Genomic DNA, 21,499 nt, shown 5'->3' with positions numbered 1-21,499 from the left:
GCCGGTGCCTGGGTGCTCAGAAACGGTCCTCGTCCAGGTCCAGCACCGACTGTGCCCCCTCGACGATGGCCGTGCGATAGGCCAGCGCCTGCGGCAGGATCTGGTCGGCAAAGAAGCGCGCCGTCACCAGCTTGGCCTGGTAGAACCCGATATCGCCCTCGCCTGCCTTGATCCGGTCCACCGCGACGGCAGCCGCGCGCGCCATCTGCCAGCCGCCCAGCACCACGCCGGCCATCTTGAGGTAGGTCACGCTGCCGGCGAACACCGCCTTGATGTCGCCCTTGATGTTGGCCACCACGAAATCGACCACCTGCTCCAGCGCCGTGGCGGCCTCGTCGAGCCGCACGCCGATGGCCTGCAACTGCGGGTCGCCCTGCAGTTCGCCCACGCTCTTGCGGATCTGCCCGATCAAGCCCTTGGCGACCGCCCCGCCGTCGCGCGCGGTCTTGCGACCGACCAGGTCGTTGGCCTGGATGGCGGTGGTGCCTTCATAGATCGACAGGATGCGCGCATCGCGATAATGCTGGGCGGCACCGGTTTCTTCGATGAACCCCATGCCGCCGTGCACCTGCACCCCGGTCGACGTGACGTCGATGGCCAGCTCGGTGGACCAGCCCTTGACGATCGGCACCAGATATTCATAACAGGCCTGGTTGGCACCACGGGTGGCCTGGTCCGGATGGTGATGGGCCGCGTCCGAACTGGCCGCGGCCACGTAGGCCAGGGCGCGCGCGGCTTCGATCTGGGCCCGCATCGTCATCAGCATGCGTCGCACGTCCGGTTGATGGATGATGGTCACCGGACCTGGCGAGCCGGCCAGGTCGCGCGACTGTACGCGGTCCTTGGCGTAGGCGACGGCCTGCTGGTAGGCCCGTTCCGACACCGCCAGCCCCTGGATGCCGACCGCAAAGCGGGCCGCGTTCATCATGATGAACATGTATTCCAGCCCGCGATTCTCCTCGCCCACCAGCGTGCCGATGGCACCGCCATGGTCGCCGAACTGCAACACCGCCGTCGGGCTGGCCTTGATGCCCAGCTTGTGTTCGATCGACACGCAATGCACGTCGTTGCGGGCGCCCAGGCTGCCGTCTTCGTTGACCAGGAACTTGGGTACCACGAACAGCGAGATGCCCTTGACCCCTTCGGGTGCATCGGGCGTGCGCGCCAGCACCAGGTGCACGATGTTGTCGGCCATGTCGTGCTCGCCATAGGTGATGAAGATCTTGGTACCGAACACCTTGTAGGTACCGTCGCCCTCGGGTACCGCCCGCGTGCGCACCAGCGCCAGGTCGGAACCGGCCTGCGGCTCGGTCAGGTTCATGGTGCCGGTCCACTTGCCCGAGATGAAATTGGCGATGAACGCTTGCTGCTGCCGTTGGCTGCCGGCCGTGATCAGGGCCTCGATGGTGCCATCGGTGAGCAAGGGGCACAGCGCGAAGGCCAGGTTGGCCGAGTTGAGCATCTCGATGCAGGGCGTGGCCAGCAACTTGGGCAAGCCCTGGCCGCCAAATTCGAACGGGTGCTGCACGCCCTGCCAACCGGCCGCGCCGAACTGGGCAAAGGCCTCCTTGAAGCCGGGGCTGGTCGTGACATGGCCGTCGGCCCAGGTACTGGGTTGCTGGTCGCCCGAACGGTTCAGGGGTGCCACCACTTCGCTGCAAAAGCGTGCGTTCTCTTCGAGCACCGCCTCGGCGGTCTCGGGCGAGGCGTCTTCACAGCCCGGCATGGCGTTGATCTCGGCCAAGCCGGCCAGTTCGTTCATGACGAACAGCATGTCTTTCAGGGGCGCGGTATAGGTCATTGTCGTCTCTCCTCTAATTCGAACTCATCGCTCACGCATAGGGATGAAATGAGTTCTCACGATCTGGCGTCGCTGCACTTAAAAAAACTTCCACCGCAAAAGTGTCGGCCGATGGAATTACCCCGGCATCAGCCGGGGTAAGGGTCAAACGGTAGTCAAGGCTCAGCCGAGCTGCTTGACCAGCTCCGGCACGATCTCGAACAGGTCGCCGACGATGCCGTAGTCGGCCACCGAGAAGATCGGCGCCTCTTCGTCCTTGTTGATGGCGACGATGACCTTGGAGTCCTTCATGCCGGCCAGATGCTGGATCGCGCCCGAGATGCCGACGGCGATATAGAGCTGGGGCGCGACGATCTTGCCGGTCTGGCCGACCTGCCAGTCGTTGGGTACATAGCCGGCGTCGACCGCGGCGCGCGAAGCGCCCATGGCGGCATTGAGCTTGTCGGCCAACGGCTCGAGGATCTTGAAGCTGTCCGATGAACCCATGCCGCGACCGCCCGAGACGATGATCTTGGCGGCCGTCAGTTCGGGACGATCCGACTTGGCCACTTCGCGGCCCACGAAGCTGGACTTGCCCGAATCGGCTACCGCCGTGATGGTGTCGACGGCGGCACTGCCGCCGGCACCGGCCGCATCGAAACCGGTGGTGCGCACGGTGATGACCTTGATGGCATCGCTCGATTGCACCGTGGCAATGGCGTTGCCGGCATAGATCGGACGCTCGAAGGTGTCGGGCGAATCGACCTTGGTGATGTCCGAGATCTGGCCCACGTCGAGCAGCGCCGCCACGCGGGGCAGGATGTTCTTGCCGTAGGCCGTGGCCGGCGCCAGGATATGGCTGTAGTCCTTCGCGATGGCCAGCACCTGCGCGGCGACGTTCTCTGCCAGGCCATCGGCAAACTGGGCGCCATCGGCCAGCAGCACCTTGGCCACGCCGGCTACCTGGGCCGCTGCCTCGGCAGCGGCCTTGGCATTGGAACCTGCTACCAGCACATGGACCTCGCCGCCGGCCTGCACGGCCGCGGTGATGGTATTGAGGGTGCTGCCCTTGAGGCTGGCATTGTCGTGTTCTGCGATAACGAGTGCGGTCATGGTTAGATCACCTTGGCTTCATTTTTCAGTTTGGCCACCAGCGTGGCCACATCGGGCACCTTCACGCCGGCGCTGCGCTTGGCAGGCTCGACCACCTTGAGCGTCTTCACGCGGGGCGTGACGTCCACGCCCAGCTCGTCGGGCTTGACGGTATCGAGCGTCTTCTTCTTGGCCTTCATGATGTTGGGCAGCGTCACGTAGCGCGGCTCGTTGAGGCGCAGGTCGGTGGTGATGATGGCCGGCAGCGTCAGGGCCAGGGTCTCCAGGCCGCCGTCGACTTCGCGGGTGACCGTCACCTTGCCCTCTTCCAGCACCACCTTGGAGGCAAAGGTGGCCTGCGGCCAGCCCAGCAGTGCCGCCAGCATCTGGCCGGTCTGGTTGCAGTCGTCATCGATGGCCTGCTTGCCCAGGATGATCAATTGCGGTTGCTCCTTCTCGGCCAGCGCCTTGAGGATCTTGGCCACGGCCAGCGGTTGCAGTTCGACCTCGGCACCGACTTCGGCCAGGATCGCGCGGTCGGCGCCGATGGCCATGGCGGTGCGCAGGGTCTCCTGGCACTGGGTGACACCGGCGGAGACGGCGATCACTTCGGTGACCTTGCCACCTTCCTTCAGGCGTACCGCTTCTTCCACCGCAATCTCGTCGAACGGGTTCATCGACATCTTGACGTTGGCAATGTCCACGCCGCTGCCGTCGCTCTTGACGCGCACCTTGACGTTGTAATCCACGACGCGCTTGACTGGTACTAATACTTTCATCGCTTGGCCCTTGAAAAAACGAATTGACGTAAACGTAAAGCTTTGCCGGATTATAAGTGCAAAATGACAAACCGACTTTTATTTAGCACGGTCGTTCTATTTAAGTTCGCAGCATACACATTAAAGCCGGCAAACGGAAGGGAAAAGCGGTGCCGCCCGTGCTGCGCCGCAAAAGCCGCCACCGGCGCGCCGGGCCGCAGGCCTATAGCGCCAGGTGCGGCACGGGCTCGCCGCGCAGGCCGGCGACCAGGTTGTCGATCGCCAGCTCGGCCATCGCCAGCCGGGTCTCATGGGTGGCCGAGCCGATGTGGGGCAAGGCCACCACATTGCGCAGGCCCAGCAATGGAGAATCGGCCGGCAGCGGCTCGACCTCGAACACGTCCAGGCCGGCGGCGTGGATGGTCTTTTCCTGCAAGGCGCGCACCAGCGCGGCCTGATCCACGATGCGCCCGCGCGAAGCGTTGATGAAGATGGCACTGCGCTTCATCAGGCCGAATTCGCGGGCGCCGAACATGCGCTCGGTCTGCGCCGTCAGTGGCAGCATCAGGCAGACGAAGTCGGATTGCGCCAGCAGCGCGTCACGACTGACGAAGCTGGCGTCGAGCTCCCGTTCGGCCTGGGCATTGGGACGCGTATTGTGGTACAGGATCTTCATGCCGAAGCCATGATGGCCACGGCGTGCCACGGCGCTGCCGATGCGGCCCATGCCGATGATCCCCAGCGTCTTGCCATGGACGTCGACGCCAAACTGGGCCTCGCCGATGCTGCCCTTCCATTGCCCGGCCTTGACCAGTTCGGCCAGCTCCACCACCCGCCGCGCGGTCGACAGGATCAGCGCGAAGATGGTGTCGGCGGTGGCTTCGTTGAGCACGCCCGGCGTATGCGCCAGCAGCAGGCCGCGCTGCCTGAAGTAGTCCAGGTCGAACTGGTCGACGCCGACCGAGACGGTGGAGGCGATGCGCAGCGCCGGGGCGGCGTCGAGCATGTCATTGGAAATCTGCAGGCTGGCGCCGATCATACCGTGCGCACTCTTCAACGCATCGACGAAGGCACCGCGGTTGCTGCTGTCGATCCGCTCGAAGGCGGTCACGTCGAACTCGGCGCGCAGCCGGTCCATCAGGTGTTCCGGCAATTTCTTGTACACCACCACGCGCTGCTTCATCGACACTCCGTCCTGGTTGAATTGTTTAGTCCATCGGTTCAGTCGGCCCGGCTGGCCGCCTCCAGCTCGGAGCGGGTCGGCAGGCCTTCCATATCGCCCACCACCTGGATGGCGAAGGCGCCGATGCGGTTGCCGCGCCTCACCGCCTGCTCGATCGGCAGCCCTTCCAGCAAGCCGCTGATGAGACCCACGGCAAAGCCATCGCCAGCGCCCACGGTATCGACCACCTGCCTGACAGGCACGCCCGGCACCACGCCTTCGCCTTGGGCACTGCGGTAGTAGGCACCCTGCTCGCCGAGCTTGACCACCACCAGCGACACGCCACGATCCAGATAGAAGGCGGCGATGTCGGCAGGCTCAGTGTAACCCGTCAGGATTTTTCCTTCAGACAGCCCCGGCAGGACCCAATCGGCCTTGGCCGCCAGGGCGTTGAGCTGCTGCGCCATGACTTGCTGCGAGGGCCACAGCATGGGCCGCAGGTTGGGGTCGAACGAGATGCTCTTGCCGCGTGCGCGCATGAAGTCGAGCGCATGATGCGCCAGTGCCATGGTGCTGGCCGACAAGGCCGGGGCGATCCCGGTGGCGTGCAGATGGCGCGCGGCGCCAAAATAGTCCGGGTCGAAATCGGCCGGAGACAGGTGGCTGGCGGCCGAACCCTTGCGGTAATACTCGATGGCCGGATCGGCGCCGTCCACGGCACGCGCCTTGAGCTGGATCGCGGTACGGTACTGGGCATCGGTCACCACCCGGCTCACATCGACGCCCTCTTGCGCCACCCGCTTGCAGATGAAGCGGCCGAACGAATCGTCGCCGACCCGGCTGAGCCAGCCGACCTTCAGGCCCAGTCGTGCCAGGCCGATGGCGACGTTGGTCTCGGCGCCGGCCAGGCGGCGGGTGTATTTCTCGACGTCTTCAAAGGCCCCGACCTGGTCGGCCACCAGCAGGGCCAGCGATTCGCCATAGGTGGCCACGTCCAGTTGCACTGCGCTCGGTCTCATGCGGTCCTTTCGTCAAACGGTGGCCAGCAGGGCCACATAGCGGCGCGTGACCTGTTCCAGGTCGCTGCCGACCAGCGGAAACTCGATGGCGCGCTGTATGCCCTGCGGAAAATACGCCATCAATGCCGGCCAATCGGTGTCCTGCGCCTCCAACGGCACCGCCCTGAGCTTGCCGCGCTCGTGGCGCACGCCCTTGCAATGCACATAGCGCACATACGGTGCCAGGGTGCGCGCGGCCAGGTCGGGATCGACGCCGTTCCAGTGCCAATTGCCGATATCGAAGGTCAGGCCGAAGGTATAGCCATTGCCGGTGCACAAGGACAGGAAACTGACGATCGGCTCCAGGCGCCCGCCCTGCGGTGTCTGGTCATTCTCGAGCAGCACCTCGACCGGCGCCTGCGCCACGTAGCGCAACAGGCTCTGCAAGTCGCTGGCGGCCGAGAAATGGCCCAGCGACACCTTCAGGTAACGCGCCCCCACCTGCCCGGCTTCGTCCATGGCCAGGTCGATGCGGGCGCGATCGAAGCGGCCATCGGCGCCAAACAGCTCGAACGGCGCCGAATAGACCGCAAACAGGCCGTGCTGCGCGATGAGCGCGCCCAATGCGGGCAGGTCCTGCGGGCCATCGAACAGCTCGCGCCGTATCTCCAGCCCGGCCGCACCGGCGTTGGCCACCATGTGCACCAGGTCGGCATGGCCTACCCGACGCACCAGATCGGCGCCGTAGGCCGATGCGGCGACCAGCACCGGGGTCATTTGATATTTCCCGCGCCGATGAACTGCTTGGCCTCGGCGGTCTGGGGATCGGCAAAGAATTCCCTGGACGGACGGGCTTCCCATACCTTGCCCTGGTGCATGAATACGGTGATGTCGGCTACCCGGCGGGCGAACTCCATCTCGTGCGTCACCAGCAGCATGGTCATGCCCCCGCGCGCCAGCTCTTCCATCACCTTCAACACTTCGGCGGTCAGTTCGGGGTCGAGCGCCGAGGTCACTTCGTCGAACAGCATCACCTGCGGCTCCATGGCTAGCGAACGGGCAATCGCCACGCGCTGCTGCTGGCCACCCGAGAGTTGCTCGGGATAGGCGTCGCGCTTGTGTTCCAGGCCGACCTGGGTCAGCACCCGGGTGGCGGTGGCGCGGCTGGTGTCGGTGGCGATCTTCTTGACGATGCGCGGCGACAGCATCACGTTCTCTTCCACCGTCAGGTGCGGAAACAGGTTGTAGTGCTGGAACACCATGCCCACGTCCTTGCGCAACTCGATGAGGTGTTCGTGGCGATTGGTCAGCTTGTGGCCGGCCACGTTGATGCTGCCGCCGTCGATGCTTTCCAGTCCGTTGATACAACGCAGCATGGTGCTCTTGCCGGAACCGCTGCGGCCGATCACGGCCACCACCTGGCCTTTTTCCACCGTCAGCGAAATGCCGTTGAGAACCTGGTTGCTGCCGAAGCTCTTGGTGATGTTGTCGATCTCAACGATGGGCATGGTATTTCCTCTCAAGGGCGAAGCTGAACCGCGACAGCGGGTAACAGAAGATGAAGTAGATGCCGGCCACGATCGGGAACACCAGGAACGGCTGGAAGGTGGCGTTGCTGACCAGCTTGCCGGCCTGGGTCAGTTCGACCAGCCCGATGATGGAGGCAATCGAGGTGTTCTTGACGATCTGCACCAGAAAACCCACCGTCGGCGGCAACGAGATGCGCACTGCCTGCGGCAGGATCACATACCGCAACTGCTGCCAGCGGGTCATGGCCAGCGCGGTGGATGCTTCCCACTGCGGCACCGGTACGGCTTCGATGCAACCGCGCCAGATCTCGCCCAGGTAGGCGCTGGAGTAGATCGTCATGGCGATGGTCGCCGCTACCATCGGCGGCAGCTTGAAACCGTAGATCGCCAGGCCGTAGAACGACAGGAACAAAATGATCAGCACCGGGGTGCCCTGCACGATCTGGATGTAGATCGCCGACACGGTGCGCAGGACCTGCAGGTGCGAGGTGCGCATCAGCGCCACCACGAAACCGGCGGCACCGCCCACCACGAAGGCCAGCAGCGACAGCAGGACCGTCCATTGCGCCGCTTCCAAGAGGAAGATGAACTGGTCAACGGAAAATTCGGCAATCATTTACATTCTCCTCGGACGGGGTACGCCCAGACGACGGCGACGTTTGAACACGACCAGGCCGATCAGCCAGAAACCCAGGCGGAACAGCAAGGCCAGCAGGATGTACATCACCATCACCACTAGGTAGATCTCGAAGCTGCGAAAGGTCTCGGCGTCGAGCAGGTTGGCGGTGGCCGTGAGCTCTTCGGCCGAGATCGCCGAGACCACGCTGGAGGCCAGCATCATCAGGGTGAACTGGCTGGCCAGCGCCGGGTAGACCTTTTCCAGCGCCGGCGTAAGCACCACGTGCCGGATCACCTGGCCGCGGGTCATGGCCAGCGCATGTGCCGCCTCGATCTGGGACGGGTGGATCGCCATCATGCCGGCGCGCACGATCTCGGTCGAATAGGCGCCCAGGTTGACCGTCATCGCCACCAGCGCGGCGATATTGGCGTCGACCTGGATGCCGGCGGCCGGCAGGCCGAAGAAGATGATGAATAACTGGACCAGGAAAGGCGTGCTGCGAATCAGCTCCACATAGGACGTGACCGCAAAGCGGGCCGGCTTGCTGCCGTGAATGCTCACGATCGCGCCGAAGATCCCCACCGCCAAACCGCAGACCATCGACAGCGCGCTCAACCGGATGGTAAGCAGCGCGCCTACCAGCAACTGATCGAGATGCTGGAAGATGAACGCGAACTGAAAATCGTAATGCATCGTGTGCTCCTTGCCTTCACCCGGTGAACCCGGGAGCTACAAGTCTGGCAACCAGGTAACCAAGACACCCGAGGCCAGCTTTGCTTTTATGTCTCGTGGGACGACAATGCCTGCCCCCATCCACGGCGAACCTGCCGCAGATCCACAGCGAGAGGCCGTCAGCGGTGCACATGCGCGCCGCTGACGGTCCCGCCCCCGGATCCCGGCCAGGTCTTAGAATACTGGCAGGTTGGGCAACGGACCGGACCACTTGCGCGAGATCGCATCCAGTTCGCCATTGAGCTTGACGTAGTAGATGAAGTTGTTGAGCCATTCGCGCAACTCGTAGGAACCCTTGCGCACGGTCATCGAATTGGGTTGCACCGAGTACGGGAACTTGACTTCGATCTTGCCCTGGCCGCGGGTCTTGACGATTTCGGTGGCCATGGTGTTGGGGATCGAGATCGCATCGACCTGGTTCGACAACAGGGCCTGGGTCACCGTCGAGTCGTCCTCGAAACGCACCAGCACCGTGCCGGCCGGTGCCAGGCGGGTCAGTGCGGTGTCGTTGGTACTGCCGCGCGAGACGCCCACCTTCTTCTTGACCAGGTCATCGAGCTTCTTGAAGTTGCTGCCGACCGGCCCCACGATGGACAACTCGAAGCCGCTGTAGGGCATGGTGAACAACACGGCCTTGGCGCGTTCCGGGGTTGGCGCCAGGGTAGCGGCCAGCATGTCGACCTTGCCCGATTCCAGCGCCGGGATACGGGCCGGCGGCACCAGCGGCACGATCTCCACCGGCAGGCCCAGGTACTTGCCGATCAGGTTGGCGACATCGACGTCGTAGCCAATCGGCACGCCCTTGGCATCGACACTGCCGAACGGAGGCGTGCCGCTGACCACGCCGATGGTGATCTTGCCCTTCTTGGTCAATTCCGAAATGCTTTGCGCACTGGCGCTGGCGGCGGCGCCCGCGGCGCAGGTCGCGGCCAGGGTCAACGCAATGAATTTGGTGCCGAAAAGTCTTCTGATGTTCATCCTAGTCTCCTGAAAATATGCCGCACAGGTGTACGGCAGTCGGTCTGGCGCATTTGCCCGTTCGGATCGAACAGGTTCTTCACCCTCTTTGCTGCGGGCCTGATCATGCTCAGGTCTTGTTGCTACTGCTGAACTGTCGGCGGGGCCTTGCCATGCATAGGTCCCAAGGTCTTACCACTACCGCGCAATGCACCCTGGGACCGGTTCCAGGACCGGCCTAGCGCGTCATGCCTGCGCTGCTGCCGATCTTGCCCGCGATCCGGCTGCACAGCGCCAGCGTCCGGTCGTTGGCCACGCTGCAACTGGACTGGCGGTGGATCAGGCGCCCGTCGAGCAGGATTTCCATGCGCACCGAGCGCTCGCCGTTGATCCGCACCAGTAACCGCTCGATGGCGGTGAAACCGATTTCATAAGTGGGTTGCTCGATGGTGCTGATGCCGCATCCCACCAGCGGTGACCATGACAGCTCATCGAAACACAGCAGTCCGACATCGTCGGGAAACTGCAACTTCATGCTTTGCAATGCCAACGCGATCTGCAGCGACACCATGCCATTGCCGGCCAGGATCGCGATGCGACCGCTACTGTGAGCGCGCCGCTGGAAGAACTCGCGCAGCACCGTTGCCACATGCCCGGGCTGGTCGAGATGCACTTCCAGCGTTTCGCCGTGGCCACCGGGACAACCCGCCATCGCCTGCAGGAAACCCGCCTGCCGTCCCTGGCGCGAGCTCACGCCATGCAGCGGCTGCACCACCAGTGCGATATCGGTGTAGCCCTGGTCCAGCAGATGCCGGGTCGCCAGCCGTGCCGCATTGACGTTATCCAGGCCGACCAGGTCGAAATCGCAACCATCGATGCGCCGGTCCAGCAGCACCACCGGAAAAGCGGCCTGCCCCAGTTCCTCCAGCGGCGCCACGCTGCGCCCCTGGGTATTGAACAGCAGGCCCTCGACGCTGTAGGAATGCAAGGCCGCCAGTGACTGCTTCTCGCGCTTCTCGTCGTTGCCGGTATTGCACAGCATCAGCGTATAGCCGTGCTTCTGGCAGGCCGCCTCGGCACCATGCAGCACCGCCACCGAATACGGGTTGAGGATGTCGGCCACCAGCATTCCGATCAATCGCGTACGACCGCCCTTGAGACCGCGCGCCATCTGGCTGGGCTGATAGCCGAGGCGGGTGATGGTCTGGCCGATCTGCTGGCGCAAATGCTGCGACAGGGCGTCGAACTCGCCGCCGAGAAATCGCGATACGCTGGTCTTGGACACGCCGGCCTCACGCGCTACCTGCGCGATGGTGACCCGGTCGGTGCCGGTTTTTATGCCTTGTCTCACTGTTGCCCGCCAAATCAGATGATGGTGATCGTTCGATTTGTACTGCTCGCGGTTCCGGGCTGTTCATTTTTGAATCTTTTGGAACCGGTTCCAAGATAGCAGCGTGAAAATCCTTTAGCAAACGATTTCAGATGAAAAGTTTGATGAATGTCGATGAAGGGAGATGTCGGCCGACAACACGCAGAAGAATGCGAGCCAAAGCTTTTTAACTTTTCTCAGCGGCTGCGACGAAAGCGCCCGCACACCGGGCGATGGCGCCTGGCCTGTCGGTGTTATTCGAAGCGAACCCATTATCTTTTTCCGGACACTGCGCCGGCCGCGACATCGATGCGATGCTGCGCATTGCCGCATCGCCACCCTGTCCATCGCCTTGGCGCCACCATCACCCGAAACCGCCCATGCACCACCTGCTGCTCGCCGCTGCCGTATCGCTTTTCCTGACGTCGTCGGCCAGCGAGGACGTCATCGATGCCGACCTGGTGGCCCAACTGGCCATGACGCCCACCTTCGCCATCGGCCAGGTCGGCTTGGTCGGTCACATCAGCCATGGCGAGCAGGTCTACCGGCGCATATTGCGCTCACCCAGCGGGTTCAGGATATTTGCCGAGCTGCTGCGCGGCAGGGTCGCCACGACCGAGGCGCGGCTCTATGCGGCGTGTGGCATACGACATCTGGCGCCGGCGGCCTTCGATGGCATGACCCGCGAGTTGCGCGCGGCCGGTTCGAGCGCTTCGGTGCTATACACCGACATATTGCGGCGGGAAAGCATCGGCGAGCGCGGCGGCCTGCTCGATCGCATCAAGAAAAACGGCTGCAACGCCTCTTACCACCTGCACCACTAGGCGTGCAATATCCCGGCGTGCCGGTCCACCGCTTCCATCACCATCGGTGACAGCCCCTCGCCCCGGGTCTGGTCGATATGCGCCAGCAAGGCCCGGCGCATGCGGGGTTCCCAAAAACGCTTGAGGTGCGCGGCGAGATCGGCCACCGCCTGTTCGTGGTCGGGCATGGTCGAGAAGAAGTCGGCAATCTGGTTGGCCATCTTGACCAGGTTCGCTGCATTCACGGCGGTATCCTCCAGTTATCGTTCAGCTCAGGCGGTGCGGGCAGGCATACACCACATGCCCTTGCTTGCGCACAAAGCCCAGCAAGGTGACGTCGGTTTCCTCGGCCAGGCGGATGGCCAGCGCCGTCGGGGCCGAAATGGCCGCGATGAAACCGATGCCCACCGTCGCCGCCTTCTGCACCATCTCATAGCTGGCGCGGCTGGTGATGATGGCCGCACCGGTCGAGAAATCGGCGCCCTGCCCAGCCAGCGCACCGATCAACTTGTCCAGCGCATTGTGGCGGCCCACGTCTTCTCGCACCAGCGCGATGCTGCCATCCCCGGCCAGCCAGGCCGCGGCGTGGGTGGCGCCGGTAAGCTGCTGCAGTTGCTGGCCGCCCTGCATCCGTTCCAGCGCGGCATGGACCTGCGCCACGCTGAACTGGGCGCCCTCATGCGCCACGGCCTTGGGATGGCGCACCGCCTGCTCCAGCGTCTCGGCGCCGCACAGGCCGCAACCGGTGCGACCGGTCAGGTTGCGACGCTTCTCCTTCAACGCCACGAAACGCTCGGTGGCAATGCGCATCTGCACCTGCACGCCCTCGCAGCCGGGCACGATCTCGCATTCATAGAGCTCGCCGGGGTCGGCGATGATGCCCTCGGTGAGCGAAAAGCCCAGGGCAAAGTCTTCCAGGTCGGCCGGCGTGGCCATCATCACGGCGTGCGAGATGCCGTTGTATTCGAGCGCGATCGGCACTTCCTCGGCCACCACGTCCTGCACCGTCTCGCGCTGGCCGTCGCGCCAGCGCGAGACGGTGACGCAAGTCGAGGTGGCATAGTCGCCGGTGACGGCATCGATACTGGGAGACTGCGGGGTACGTGCGTTCATGCTGGTCGATTCATTGATTGGGGCGCCCCGGCCAGGGCCGGGAAGACCAGGTTTGCTTGCCATACGGTCGGTCGGATCACTTCGCCACCGGCTCTGCCAGCTTGTGCTGCTTGAGCAGGTCCAGCTGCTCGCGGTTGAATTGCCGGTATTGCTGCTGCCACTGCGAAGCCTGCGTCACCGGCAGCACCTGCACCGCCGTCACCTTGTACTCGGGACAATTGGTGGCCCAGTCCGAGTTGTCGGTGGTGATCACATTGGCGCCCGATTCCGGAAAGTGGAACGTGGTGTACACCACACCCGGCTGCACTTTCTCGGTCACCGTGGCGCGCAATACGGTCTGCCCGGCACGCGAGTCGATGCCCACCCAGTCTCCTTCGACGATGCCGCGGTCCTGGGCATCGTGCGGATGGATCTCGAGCCGGTCTTCGCTGTGCCACCGCGAGTTCTCGGTGCGGCGTGTCTGGGCGCCGACGTTGTACTGCGACAGGATGCGACCGGTGGTCAGGATCAATGGATAGCGCTGCGTCACCTTTTCGTCGGTGGCGAAGTACTGGGTGTTGAGAAACTTGCCCTTGCCACGGATGAAGCTGCCCACATGCATGATCGGCGTGCCCTCGGGAGCGGCTGCGTTGCAGGGCCACTGGATACTGCCCAACTGCTCCAGGCGGGCATAGCTGACGCCTCTGAAGCTGGGCGTGAGGGAGGCGATTTCGTCCATGATCTCCGACGGGTGATTGTACGGCATCGGGGTACCCAGCGCTGCGGCCAGCGCCACCGTCACCTCCCAGTCCGCCTTGCCGGCGGCCGGCGGCATCACGCGGCGCACGCGCGAGATGCGGCGCTCGGCATTGGTGAAGGTACCGTCCTTCTCCAGGAACGATGACCCGGGCAGGAACACATGCGCATACTTGGCCGTTTCGTTGAGGAACAGGTCCTGCACCACGATGCACTCCATTGCCTGCAAGGCCGCCGCCACGTGCTGGGTGTTGGGGTCGGACTGTACGATGTCCTCGCCCTCGCAATACAGGCCCTTGAAGCTGCCGTCCAGCGCCGCCTCGAACATGTTGGGAATACGCAAGCCGGGCTCGGGGTCAAGCGTCACGCCCCAGGCCTGCTCGAAGGTAGCGCGCACGGTCGAGTCGGAGATATGACGATAGCCCGGCAGTTCATGCGGGAACGATCCCATGTCGCACGAACCCTGGACGTTGTTCTGGCCGCGCAACGGGTTCACACCCACGCCTTCGCGGCCGACGTTGCCGGTGCACATGGCCAGGTTGGCAATGCCGATCACGGTGGTCGAGCCCTGCGCATGCTCGGTCACGCCCAGGCCATAGTAGATGGCGGCATTGCCGCCGGTGGCGAACAGGCGTGCCGCGCCCCGGATATCCTCGGCCGGTACCCCGGTGACGGCGGCCATGGCCTCGGGCGAGTTGTCGGGACGCAGCACGAATTGCTTCCAGTGCTCGTAGGATGGCAGGTCGCAGCGCTGGGCAATGTAGTCTTCCTGCTGCAAGCCTTCGGACAGGATCACATGCGCCAGCGCGGTGACGATGGCCACATTGGTACCCGGGCGCAGCTTGAGGTGGTAGTCGGCCTGCACATGGGGCGACTTGACCATCTCGGTGCTGCGCGGGTCGATCACGATCAGCCGCGCACCCTGGCGTACGCGGCGCTTGATCTGCGAGGCGAACACCGGATGGCCCGAGGCCGGGTTGGCGCCCATGATCAGGATCACGTCCGACTTCATCACCGAATCGAAGGTCTGGGTGCCGGCCGATTCGCCCAGGGTCTGCTTCAGGCCATATCCGGTGGGCGAATGGCATACCCGGGCGCAGGTGTCGACGTTGTTGTTGCCGAAGGCGGCGCGCACCAGCTTTTGCACCAGGTAGGTCTCTTCGTTGGTGCAGCGTGACGAGGTGATGCCGCCGATGGCGTGCTTGCCGTGCTGCTGCTGGATGCGGCGAAACTCGCTGGCCGCATAGGTCAGCGCCTCGTCCCACGACACTTCGCGCCAGGGGTCGTTGATACTGCCGCGGATCATCGGATTGAGGATGCGGTCCTTGTGGCTCGCATAGCCCCAGGCAAAGCGGCCCTTGACGCAGGAATGGCCATGATTGGCGTGACCATCCTTGTATGGCACCATGCGCACCACCTGGTTGCCCTTCATCTCGGCCTTGAAGGCGCAACCGACGCCGCAATAGGCGCAGGTGGTGACGTGACTGTGCTCGGCCTGGCCCAGCATGATCACGCTCTTTTCGGTCAGCGTGGCGGTCGGGCAGGCTTGTACGCAGGCGCCGCACGAGACGCATTCGGACTCCATGAAGCTTTCCATCTGCCCGGCCGACACGCGCGAGGCAAAGCCGCGGCCGTCGATGGTCAGGGCGAAGGTGCCCTGGGTTTCCTCGCAGGCGCGCACGCAACGGTTGCAGACGATGCATTTGGACGGATCGTAGGTAAAGTAAGGATTCGATTCGTCCTTCTGCATGCCGGTGTGGCTTGCGCCCTGCGGGTCGTAGCGCACCTCGCGCAGGCCGACCACACCGGCCATGTCCTGCAACTCGCAGTTGCCGTTGGTGGGACAGGTCAGGCAATCCAGCGGATGGTCCGAGATATACAGCTCCATCACGCCGCGCCGGATCTCGGCCAGCCTGGGCGTCTGCGTCTGCACCTTCATGCCGCTCTCGCACGGCGTGGTGCAGGAAGCGGGGTAGCCCTTCAGGCGCCGGCCGTCCTGTTCGATCTCGACCAGGCACAGCCGGCACGAGCCGAACGGCTCCAGGCTGTCGGTGGCGCATAGCTTGGGAACATTGATGCCCGCTTCGATGGCCGCGCGCATGACCGAGGTGCCAGCGGCCACGGTCACGGCCACGCCATCGATCTCCAGCCTCACCTGCTGCTCTGACTGGCGCGCCGGCGTGCCGTAATCGGCCTGGTTGAGATGGTTCATGGTGAACTCCTCGATATCGAATTGGGGGACAGCTCAGGCGGCCTGTGCGCCGGGGGTGCCGAAGTCTTCGGGGAAATGCGCCAGCGCCGACAATACCGGCACCGGTGTCATGCCGCCCATGGCGCACAGGGAGCCATCGACCATGGTGTCGCACAGGCTGCGCAAGAGCCGCATCTGCTGCGGCCGGTCGTGGTTGGCGATGATCTTGTCGATCACCTCCACGCCGCGGGTGGAACCGATGCGGCACGGCGTGCACTTGCCGCACGATTCGAGGGCGCAGAATGCCATTGCATGGCGTGCCTGGCGCGCCATGTCGACCGTGTCGTCGAACGCCACCAGGCCGCCATGGCCGATCATGGCGCCGATGGCGGCAAAGGCTTCATAGTCCAGCGGGGTGTCGAACTGGTGCGCGGCCAGGTAGGCGCCCAGGGGGCCACCCATCTGCACCGCCCGGATCGGCCGCCCGCTGTGGCTGCCGCCACCGAAATCGTCCAGCAACTGGCGCAGCGTCAGGCCGAAGGCCTTTTCCACCAGCCCGCCCTGCCTGATGTTGCCGGCCAGCTGGAAAGGCAGGGTGCCGCTGGAACGCCCTACCCCGTAATCCCGGTAGAACGCCGCGCCCCGTGCCAGGATGATCGGCACCGACGCCAGCGAGATCAGGTTGTTGATCACCGTGGGCTTGCCGAACAGGCCCTGCAGCGCCGGCAGCGGCGGCTTGGCCCGCACTACCCCGCGCTTGCCCTCGAGGCTTTCCAGCATGGCGGTTTCCTCGCCACAGATATAGGCACCGGCGCCACGCCGCAGCTCCAGGTGGAAGGCCCGTCCGCTACCGAGTACGTTGTCGCCCAGGTAGCCCTTTTCGGTGGCAATCGCAATGGCCTGCGCCAGCGTGGCCAAAGCATGCGGATATTCGGAACGCACGTAGACGTAGCCCTGCGTGGCGCCCACGGCAATGCCGGCAATGGTCATGCCTTCGATCAACATGAAGGGGTCGTCTTCCATCACCATGCGGTCCGAGAAGGTGCCCGAATCGCCCTCGTCGGCGTTGCACACCACGTACTTGCGGCCCGCCGGCGCCCGCGCCACCGTCCGCCACTTGATCCCGGTAGGAAAAGCCGCGCCGCCGCGCCCGCGCAAGCCGGAGTCGAGCACCTGCTGCACCACCTCGGCCGGCGTCATCGACAGGGCCTGGCGCAGGCCGGCATAGCCTTCGTAGGCCAGGTAGTCATCCAGCGAGAGCGGGTCGGTCAGGCCGACCCGGGCAAAGGTGAGGCGTTCCTGGTTCTTCAGGTAGGGCAGCTCGTCCACCAGGCCCTGGCGCAAGCAGTGCGCGCCACCCTGCAACAGGCCAGCGTCGAACAGCCCCGGCACGTCGTCGACGGCGACCGGGCCGTAACCGACACGGCCGGCGGCGGTCGCCACCTCCACCAGCGGTTCCAGCCAGAACATGCCGCGCGAGCCATTGCGCACCAGCGCGATAGGCAGGCCGCGCGCTTCGGCCTGGCCGACGATGGCGGCGGCGATCTCATCGGCGCCCAGGGCCAGCGCGGTAGAGTCGCGCGGCACGTAGATGGTCACCGGCGCGCAGCCGGGCCGGGATTGGGGTCGAGGGTCCATCATGCCTCCCGCTTGGCCTGCACCAGCTGCTGCAGCCGGGCGGCGTCGACCCGTGCATGCAGCCGGTCGTCGATGGTGACGTTGGGGCCACAGGCGCATTGCCCCAGGCAATACACCGGCTCCAGCGTAAACAGGCCGTCGGCGCTGCTTTCGTCAAAGCCGCAACCCAGCAGTTGCCGGGCCGCCTCGGCCAAGGCCTCGCCGCCGCGCGCCTGGCAAGCCTCGGCGCGACACACCTGCAGCACATGCCGCGCCGGCGGCTGCTGACGAAAGTAATGGTAGAACGAGATCACACCATGCACCTCGGCGCGCGAGACATTGAGCTCGGTGGCGATGAGCGCTACGGCCTGCGGCGGAACGTAGCCGATGCGATCCTGGATCCCGTGCAGGATGGGGAGCATGGCGCCCGCCATCTGCCGGCGCGCGGCAATGATGTCGCGCACTGCTGCCACGTCGAAAACCTGTTGCCTATCCATTGAAGTCTCCTGGCTTGCCATGAAGCGGCAGTCGTCCCGACGGGACCTGCTTGCCTGCCGCACAAAAAATCCGGATGAAGGACAAAGGAGCGAAGACGGGAAAACGCTGGCGACAGCCAGGTCATCGGACCATCGGCGATGGCCACGGGAGGGGATACGACTGGTCTCCGTGATTGCATGTTCTCCCTGCCTTTGCGGGTTGGTACAGAACAGACATGGCGGATCGATGCCCGCTTTTATCGGACCTCATCCCGATGCTCGAGACGAGGATTGGTCACTGGCAGAAACGGCCTGGCGACAGTGCCGTTTTTGTCAGTGGCTTGCGCCACCACGCCGGACCTCGATGGGTCCGGCGCTTGCTACCTCGATGCCATCAACGGAACAGCACGGCCGTCTTCTGCAACGTCAGCGTGATACCCCACACCAGCGGAATGCCCACTGCCAGCCAGGCCGCACCGATCAGCACCGGGTTGCCGCCGCTGCCGACCTTCGACAGGTCGGCGCCGGAAGCGGTGGCCGCGGCATCGGCTGCCGATTTCTCGTGCGCCAGCTGCTTTTCACGCGCCAATTCCTCGGGCGTCATGAAGTGCTTGGCGGCTACCGGGCGGATCAGCAGGTTGCAGATCAGGCCCAGCACCAGCATGCCGGCCAGGATGTACATGGTGGTGTTGTAGACCTGCTCGCGCGGCATGCCCAGCGACAGCTGGTATTCGCGCATGTAGTTCACCACCACCGGGCCCAGGATGCCGGCGGTGGCCCACGCGGTCAGCAGGCGACCGTGGATGGCGCCCACCATCTGGGTGCCGAACAGGTCGGCCAGGTAGGCCGGCACGGTGGCGAAACCGCCGCCGTACATCGACAGGATGATGCACACCGCCCCCACGAACAGGGCCACGCTGCCGGCCTGGGCCGACCAAGGCAGGCTCACGTACAGTACGAAGCCCAGCACGAAGAAGATCACGTAGGTCAGCTTGCGGCCGAAGAAGTCGGAGCACGAGGCCCAGGCAAAACGGCCACCGATGTTGAACAGGCTGATCAGGCCGGTGAAGCCCGCCGCCAGTGCGGCAATGGCAGCCTTCTGTTCGACCGACAGGTCGTTGAAGCCGACATTGACACCCAGCAGGTGACCGCCGAACACTTCCTGCAGCATCGGCGAGGAGATACCGATGACGCCGATACCGGCCGACACGTTCAGGCACAGCACCAGCCACACCAGCCAGAACTGGGGGATGCCCCACACGCGGCTGACATGCACGTGGTTCTGGGTGATCATGGTGTTGCTGGCCTGGGCCGCCGGCGGCGTCCAGCCTGCCGGCTTCCAGCCCGAAGGCGGCACGCGGTAGCCGAAGGCACCGGCCATCATGAAGACGAAATAGATGGCTGCCATGGCGACGAAGGTTTCCCACACGCCGACCGAGGTCGGGGTGGCGAAATGGCGCATGAGCATGTCGGCCAGCGGGCTGCCCACCAGCGCGCCACCGCCGAAGCCCATGATGGCCATGCCGGTGGCCATGCCGCGACGGTCAGGGAACCACTTGATCAGGGTCGATACCGGAGAGATGTAGCCCAGGCCCAGGCCGATGCCACCGATCACACCCGAGCCCACCCACATCAGCCACAGCTGGTGGGTCTTGACGCCGAGGGCCGAGATCAGCAGGCCGCCGCACCAGCACAATGCGGCAACCACGCCGGCCTTGCGCGGGCCGGCATGTTCCAGCCAGCCACCCCAGATCGCTGCCGAGATACCCAGCAGCACGAAGAACATGGTGTACATCCAGCCCAGCATCGAAATCTTCCAGTCACAGGTGGACGAGAAGACCTGCGCGAAAAAGCCGATGTCGGCGCCGCAGGCGATCGGCGCGGTCACGCCCAGGGCCTTGGACAGGGGCAGCCAGAACACCGAAAAACCGTAGGCCATGCCGATACAAAGATGAATTGCGAGTGCAGCCGGCGGGACCAACCAACGGTTGAATCCGGGCTTGGCAACCGTATGTTCCTTTTGCAGGAAATCGAAAGCCATTATTCCTCCGAATAATTATTTGATGATGTGAATCGGAGAAACCCATGGCAAAGCCGGTAAAACCGTATTACGGTTCATCTTTGCAAGAGGCCCCTCCCCTTAATATATGAACAACACCACATATATTTTTATCAAAAATGTGGCTTGCGGCCGAATTATCCCCCAATTTGACGTGGATCAATATGCTATATTTTTCATAAATGTATAAAGTCCACATCAAGCCACACTGGGAAATTTCCCGCGATAACGAGGCCGCCCTCGACACCACCAACCTGCTGACCCTGCTCACTGCAATCCAGCAGAGCGGGTCGATCGCGCAGGCTGCCCAGCAGATCCGTTATTCGTACCGGCACGCCTGGGGCCTGCTGCGCGATGCCGAGCGCATCTTCGGCAACAACCTGATCGATAGCGGACGCGGACGCGGCACTACCCTGACCGCCTTCGCCAACAAGTTGCTGTGGGGCGACCGGCTGGTCACCGCGCGGCTGTCACCCACCCTCGACAGCCTGGCCTCGGAGCTCGAGACCGAGCTTGGCAAGACCGTCGGCGGCAGCGCCCAGACCATCCGCCTCAACGCCAGTCACGGCTTTGCGGTAGCCGCGCTGCTCGACAAGCTCAATGCGGCACGCCTGCCGGTGGAGGTCCGCTATCGACACAGCACCGATGCGGTCGCCGCCCTGTCGCGCCAGGAATGCGACCTGGCCGGCTTTCATGTGCCGCTGGGCGAATTCGAGCGCCCCGCCATCGCCGCCTACGCCAAGTGGCTCAATGGCCGCAGCGACTGCCTGATTCACCTGGCCGTGCGCAGCCAGGGGCTGTTCGTTCCCCCCGGCAATCCCAAGGGCGTGCACTCGCTGGCCGACCTGACGCGCGCCGAGTTGCGCTTCGTCAATCGCGAGGCCGGGTCGGGCACGCGCATGCTGCTCGAGCTGATGCTGGGCGACGCCGGCATCGCGCCCAGGGACATCAACGGATTCGAGAATACCGAGTTCACCCACTCGGCGGTGGCGGCCTTCATCGCCAGCGGCATGGGTGATGTCGGCTTCGGGGTGCAGACCGCATCGCAACGCTTCGGCCTGGAGTTCATCCCGCTGGTGCGCGAGCGCTACTTCTTCGCGCTGCCATCGGCGTCGCTGCACGATCCATTGATCCGTGCCGTGATCGACACCCTGCAGTCCGATGCCTTCAGGAACGTGGTCAACAACCTGGCCGGCTACGATGCCACCGACACCGGACGCATCATCACGCTCAAGGAAGCGTTCGGCTGACGGCGTGGCGCGCCTTTGCGCGCCCTTTGCGCGCCCTTTGCGTGCCATCGCGTGCCATTGCTTGTCCGGCGGCGGCGAAGCGGCTACACTTCGCGCCGTTCGGGGTGACCGTAGTTGCCGCCGATGACGACCACCTGCCGCCGCTTCATGAACCTCGCCGCCCTCGACCCCAAGCTCTTGACCCTGCTCGACGCCGTCTTTGACGAAATCCACCTGGCGCGCGCCGCCGTCCGTGTCGGCCTGCCGCTACCGGCGGCGG

At 64.5% G+C, this 21,499-nt stretch carries 19 protein-coding genes; 2 read left to right on the top strand and 17 right to left on the bottom strand.

Annotated elements, in window-relative coordinates; all coding sequences use genetic code 11:
* Positions 1 to 16: 16 nt before the first annotated feature.
* The 11 genes from PMI40_RS14515 to PMI40_RS14465 form a co-directional block, all read right to left on the bottom strand.
* Positions 17 to 1,801, bottom strand: coding sequence for an acyl-CoA dehydrogenase (locus tag PMI40_RS14515; RefSeq protein ID WP_008116708.1), 1,785 nt, complete (start codon positions 1,799 to 1,801; stop codon positions 17 to 19).
* A 162-nt stretch (positions 1,802 to 1,963) separates the two neighbouring features.
* A complete protein-coding gene (locus PMI40_RS14510; protein WP_008116706.1) occupies positions 1,964 to 2,893 on the bottom strand; it encodes an electron transfer flavoprotein subunit alpha/FixB family protein in 930 nt (309 codons plus the stop codon).
* A gap of 2 nt (positions 2,894 to 2,895) precedes the next feature.
* On the bottom strand, positions 2,896 to 3,651 hold the full coding sequence (locus tag PMI40_RS14505) for an electron transfer flavoprotein subunit beta/FixA family protein (RefSeq protein ID WP_008116703.1): 756 nt from the start codon (positions 3,649 to 3,651) through the stop codon (positions 2,896 to 2,898).
* A gap of 202 nt (positions 3,652 to 3,853) precedes the next feature.
* On the bottom strand, positions 3,854 to 4,813 hold the full coding sequence (locus PMI40_RS14500) for a D-glycerate dehydrogenase (protein WP_008116702.1): 960 nt from the start codon (positions 4,811 to 4,813) through the stop codon (positions 3,854 to 3,856).
* A 38-nt stretch (positions 4,814 to 4,851) separates the two neighbouring features.
* Entirely contained in the window at positions 4,852 to 5,811 is a 960-nt protein-coding gene (locus PMI40_RS14495; RefSeq protein ID WP_008116698.1) for a sugar kinase, read from the bottom strand.
* Between the two features lie 12 nt (positions 5,812 to 5,823).
* Positions 5,824 to 6,567, bottom strand: a complete 744-nt coding sequence (locus PMI40_RS14490; protein ID WP_008116696.1) for a sugar phosphate isomerase/epimerase — start codon at positions 6,565 to 6,567, stop codon at positions 5,824 to 5,826.
* On the bottom strand, positions 6,564 to 7,298 hold the full coding sequence (locus tag PMI40_RS14485) for an amino acid ABC transporter ATP-binding protein (protein WP_008116693.1): 735 nt from the start codon (positions 7,296 to 7,298) through the stop codon (positions 6,564 to 6,566). Before PMI40_RS14485 ends, PMI40_RS14490 begins: the two co-directional genes overlap by 4 nt.
* Positions 7,285 to 7,935 carry an amino acid ABC transporter permease gene (locus PMI40_RS14480; RefSeq protein ID WP_008116691.1) on the bottom strand — a complete coding sequence of 217 codons (651 nt, stop codon included), beginning with the start codon at positions 7,933 to 7,935 and terminating at the stop codon, positions 7,285 to 7,287. Before PMI40_RS14480 ends, PMI40_RS14485 begins: the two co-directional genes overlap by 14 nt.
* Positions 7,936 to 8,631 carry an amino acid ABC transporter permease gene (locus PMI40_RS14475; protein ID WP_008116690.1) on the bottom strand — a complete coding sequence of 232 codons (696 nt, stop codon included), beginning with the start codon at positions 8,629 to 8,631 and terminating at the stop codon, positions 7,936 to 7,938.
* Positions 8,632 to 8,844: 213 nt separating this feature from the next.
* Positions 8,845 to 9,648 carry a transporter substrate-binding domain-containing protein gene (locus PMI40_RS14470; protein WP_008116688.1) on the bottom strand — a complete coding sequence of 268 codons (804 nt, stop codon included), beginning with the start codon at positions 9,646 to 9,648 and terminating at the stop codon, positions 8,845 to 8,847.
* 217 nt (positions 9,649 to 9,865) lie between these two features.
* Positions 9,866 to 10,978, bottom strand: a complete 1,113-nt coding sequence (locus tag PMI40_RS14465; RefSeq protein WP_008116686.1) for a LacI family DNA-binding transcriptional regulator — start codon at positions 10,976 to 10,978, stop codon at positions 9,866 to 9,868.
* A 398-nt stretch (positions 10,979 to 11,376) separates the two neighbouring features.
* On the opposite strand from PMI40_RS14465, the gene PMI40_RS14460 reads away from it, so the two are divergent.
* A complete protein-coding gene (locus PMI40_RS14460; RefSeq protein WP_008116685.1) occupies positions 11,377 to 11,820 on the top strand; it encodes a hypothetical protein in 444 nt (147 codons plus the stop codon).
* Here the strand turns inward: PMI40_RS14460 and PMI40_RS14455 are convergent.
* The 6 genes from PMI40_RS14455 to PMI40_RS14430 all read right to left on the bottom strand — a co-directional run bounded on the left by PMI40_RS14455 (position 11,817) and on the right by PMI40_RS14430 (position 19,972).
* Positions 11,817 to 12,044: a formate dehydrogenase subunit delta gene (locus PMI40_RS14455; protein WP_008116683.1), complete on the bottom strand. Its 228-nt coding sequence runs from the start codon at positions 12,042 to 12,044 to the stop codon at positions 11,817 to 11,819. The two genes, PMI40_RS14460 and PMI40_RS14455, sit on opposite strands and share 4 nt — an antisense overlap.
* A 22-nt stretch (positions 12,045 to 12,066) precedes the next feature.
* Positions 12,067 to 12,912 (bottom strand): formate dehydrogenase accessory sulfurtransferase FdhD, encoded by an 846-nt coding sequence (gene fdhD, locus PMI40_RS14450; protein WP_008116681.1) that lies wholly within the window; start codon positions 12,910 to 12,912, stop codon positions 12,067 to 12,069.
* A gap of 76 nt (positions 12,913 to 12,988) precedes the next feature.
* Positions 12,989 to 15,859: a formate dehydrogenase subunit alpha gene (gene fdhF / locus PMI40_RS14445; protein WP_008116679.1), complete on the bottom strand. Its 2,871-nt coding sequence runs from the start codon at positions 15,857 to 15,859 to the stop codon at positions 12,989 to 12,991.
* Positions 15,860 to 15,892: 33 nt separating this feature from the next.
* The gene (locus PMI40_RS14440; protein WP_008116677.1) at positions 15,893 to 17,476 is read right to left on the bottom strand and encodes an NADH-quinone oxidoreductase subunit NuoF; all 1,584 of its coding nucleotides are present in this window, start codon (positions 17,474 to 17,476) and stop codon (positions 15,893 to 15,895) included.
* The gene (locus PMI40_RS14435; RefSeq protein WP_008116675.1) at positions 17,476 to 17,952 is read right to left on the bottom strand and encodes a formate dehydrogenase subunit gamma; all 477 of its coding nucleotides are present in this window, start codon (positions 17,950 to 17,952) and stop codon (positions 17,476 to 17,478) included. Before PMI40_RS14435 ends, PMI40_RS14440 begins: the two co-directional genes overlap by 1 nt.
* Before the next feature lie 373 nt (positions 17,953 to 18,325).
* The gene (locus tag PMI40_RS14430; RefSeq protein WP_008116674.1) at positions 18,326 to 19,972 is read right to left on the bottom strand and encodes an OFA family MFS transporter; all 1,647 of its coding nucleotides are present in this window, start codon (positions 19,970 to 19,972) and stop codon (positions 18,326 to 18,328) included.
* Positions 19,973 to 20,172: 200 nt separating this feature from the next.
* Here PMI40_RS14430 and PMI40_RS14425 point away from each other — a divergent pair, with 200 nt between their 5' ends.
* A complete protein-coding gene (locus PMI40_RS14425; protein WP_008116671.1) occupies positions 20,173 to 21,240 on the top strand; it encodes a substrate-binding domain-containing protein in 1,068 nt (355 codons plus the stop codon).
* Positions 21,241 to 21,499 lie beyond the last annotated feature (259 nt).

It is taken from the genome of Herbaspirillum sp. YR522, assembly GCF_000282575.1.
In the GTDB taxonomy this organism is placed as follows: domain Bacteria; phylum Pseudomonadota; class Gammaproteobacteria; order Burkholderiales; family Burkholderiaceae_D; genus Herbaspirillum.
Note: the sequence above shows the minus strand (reverse complement) of the source record. Positions and strands in the feature narration are given on the sequence as shown.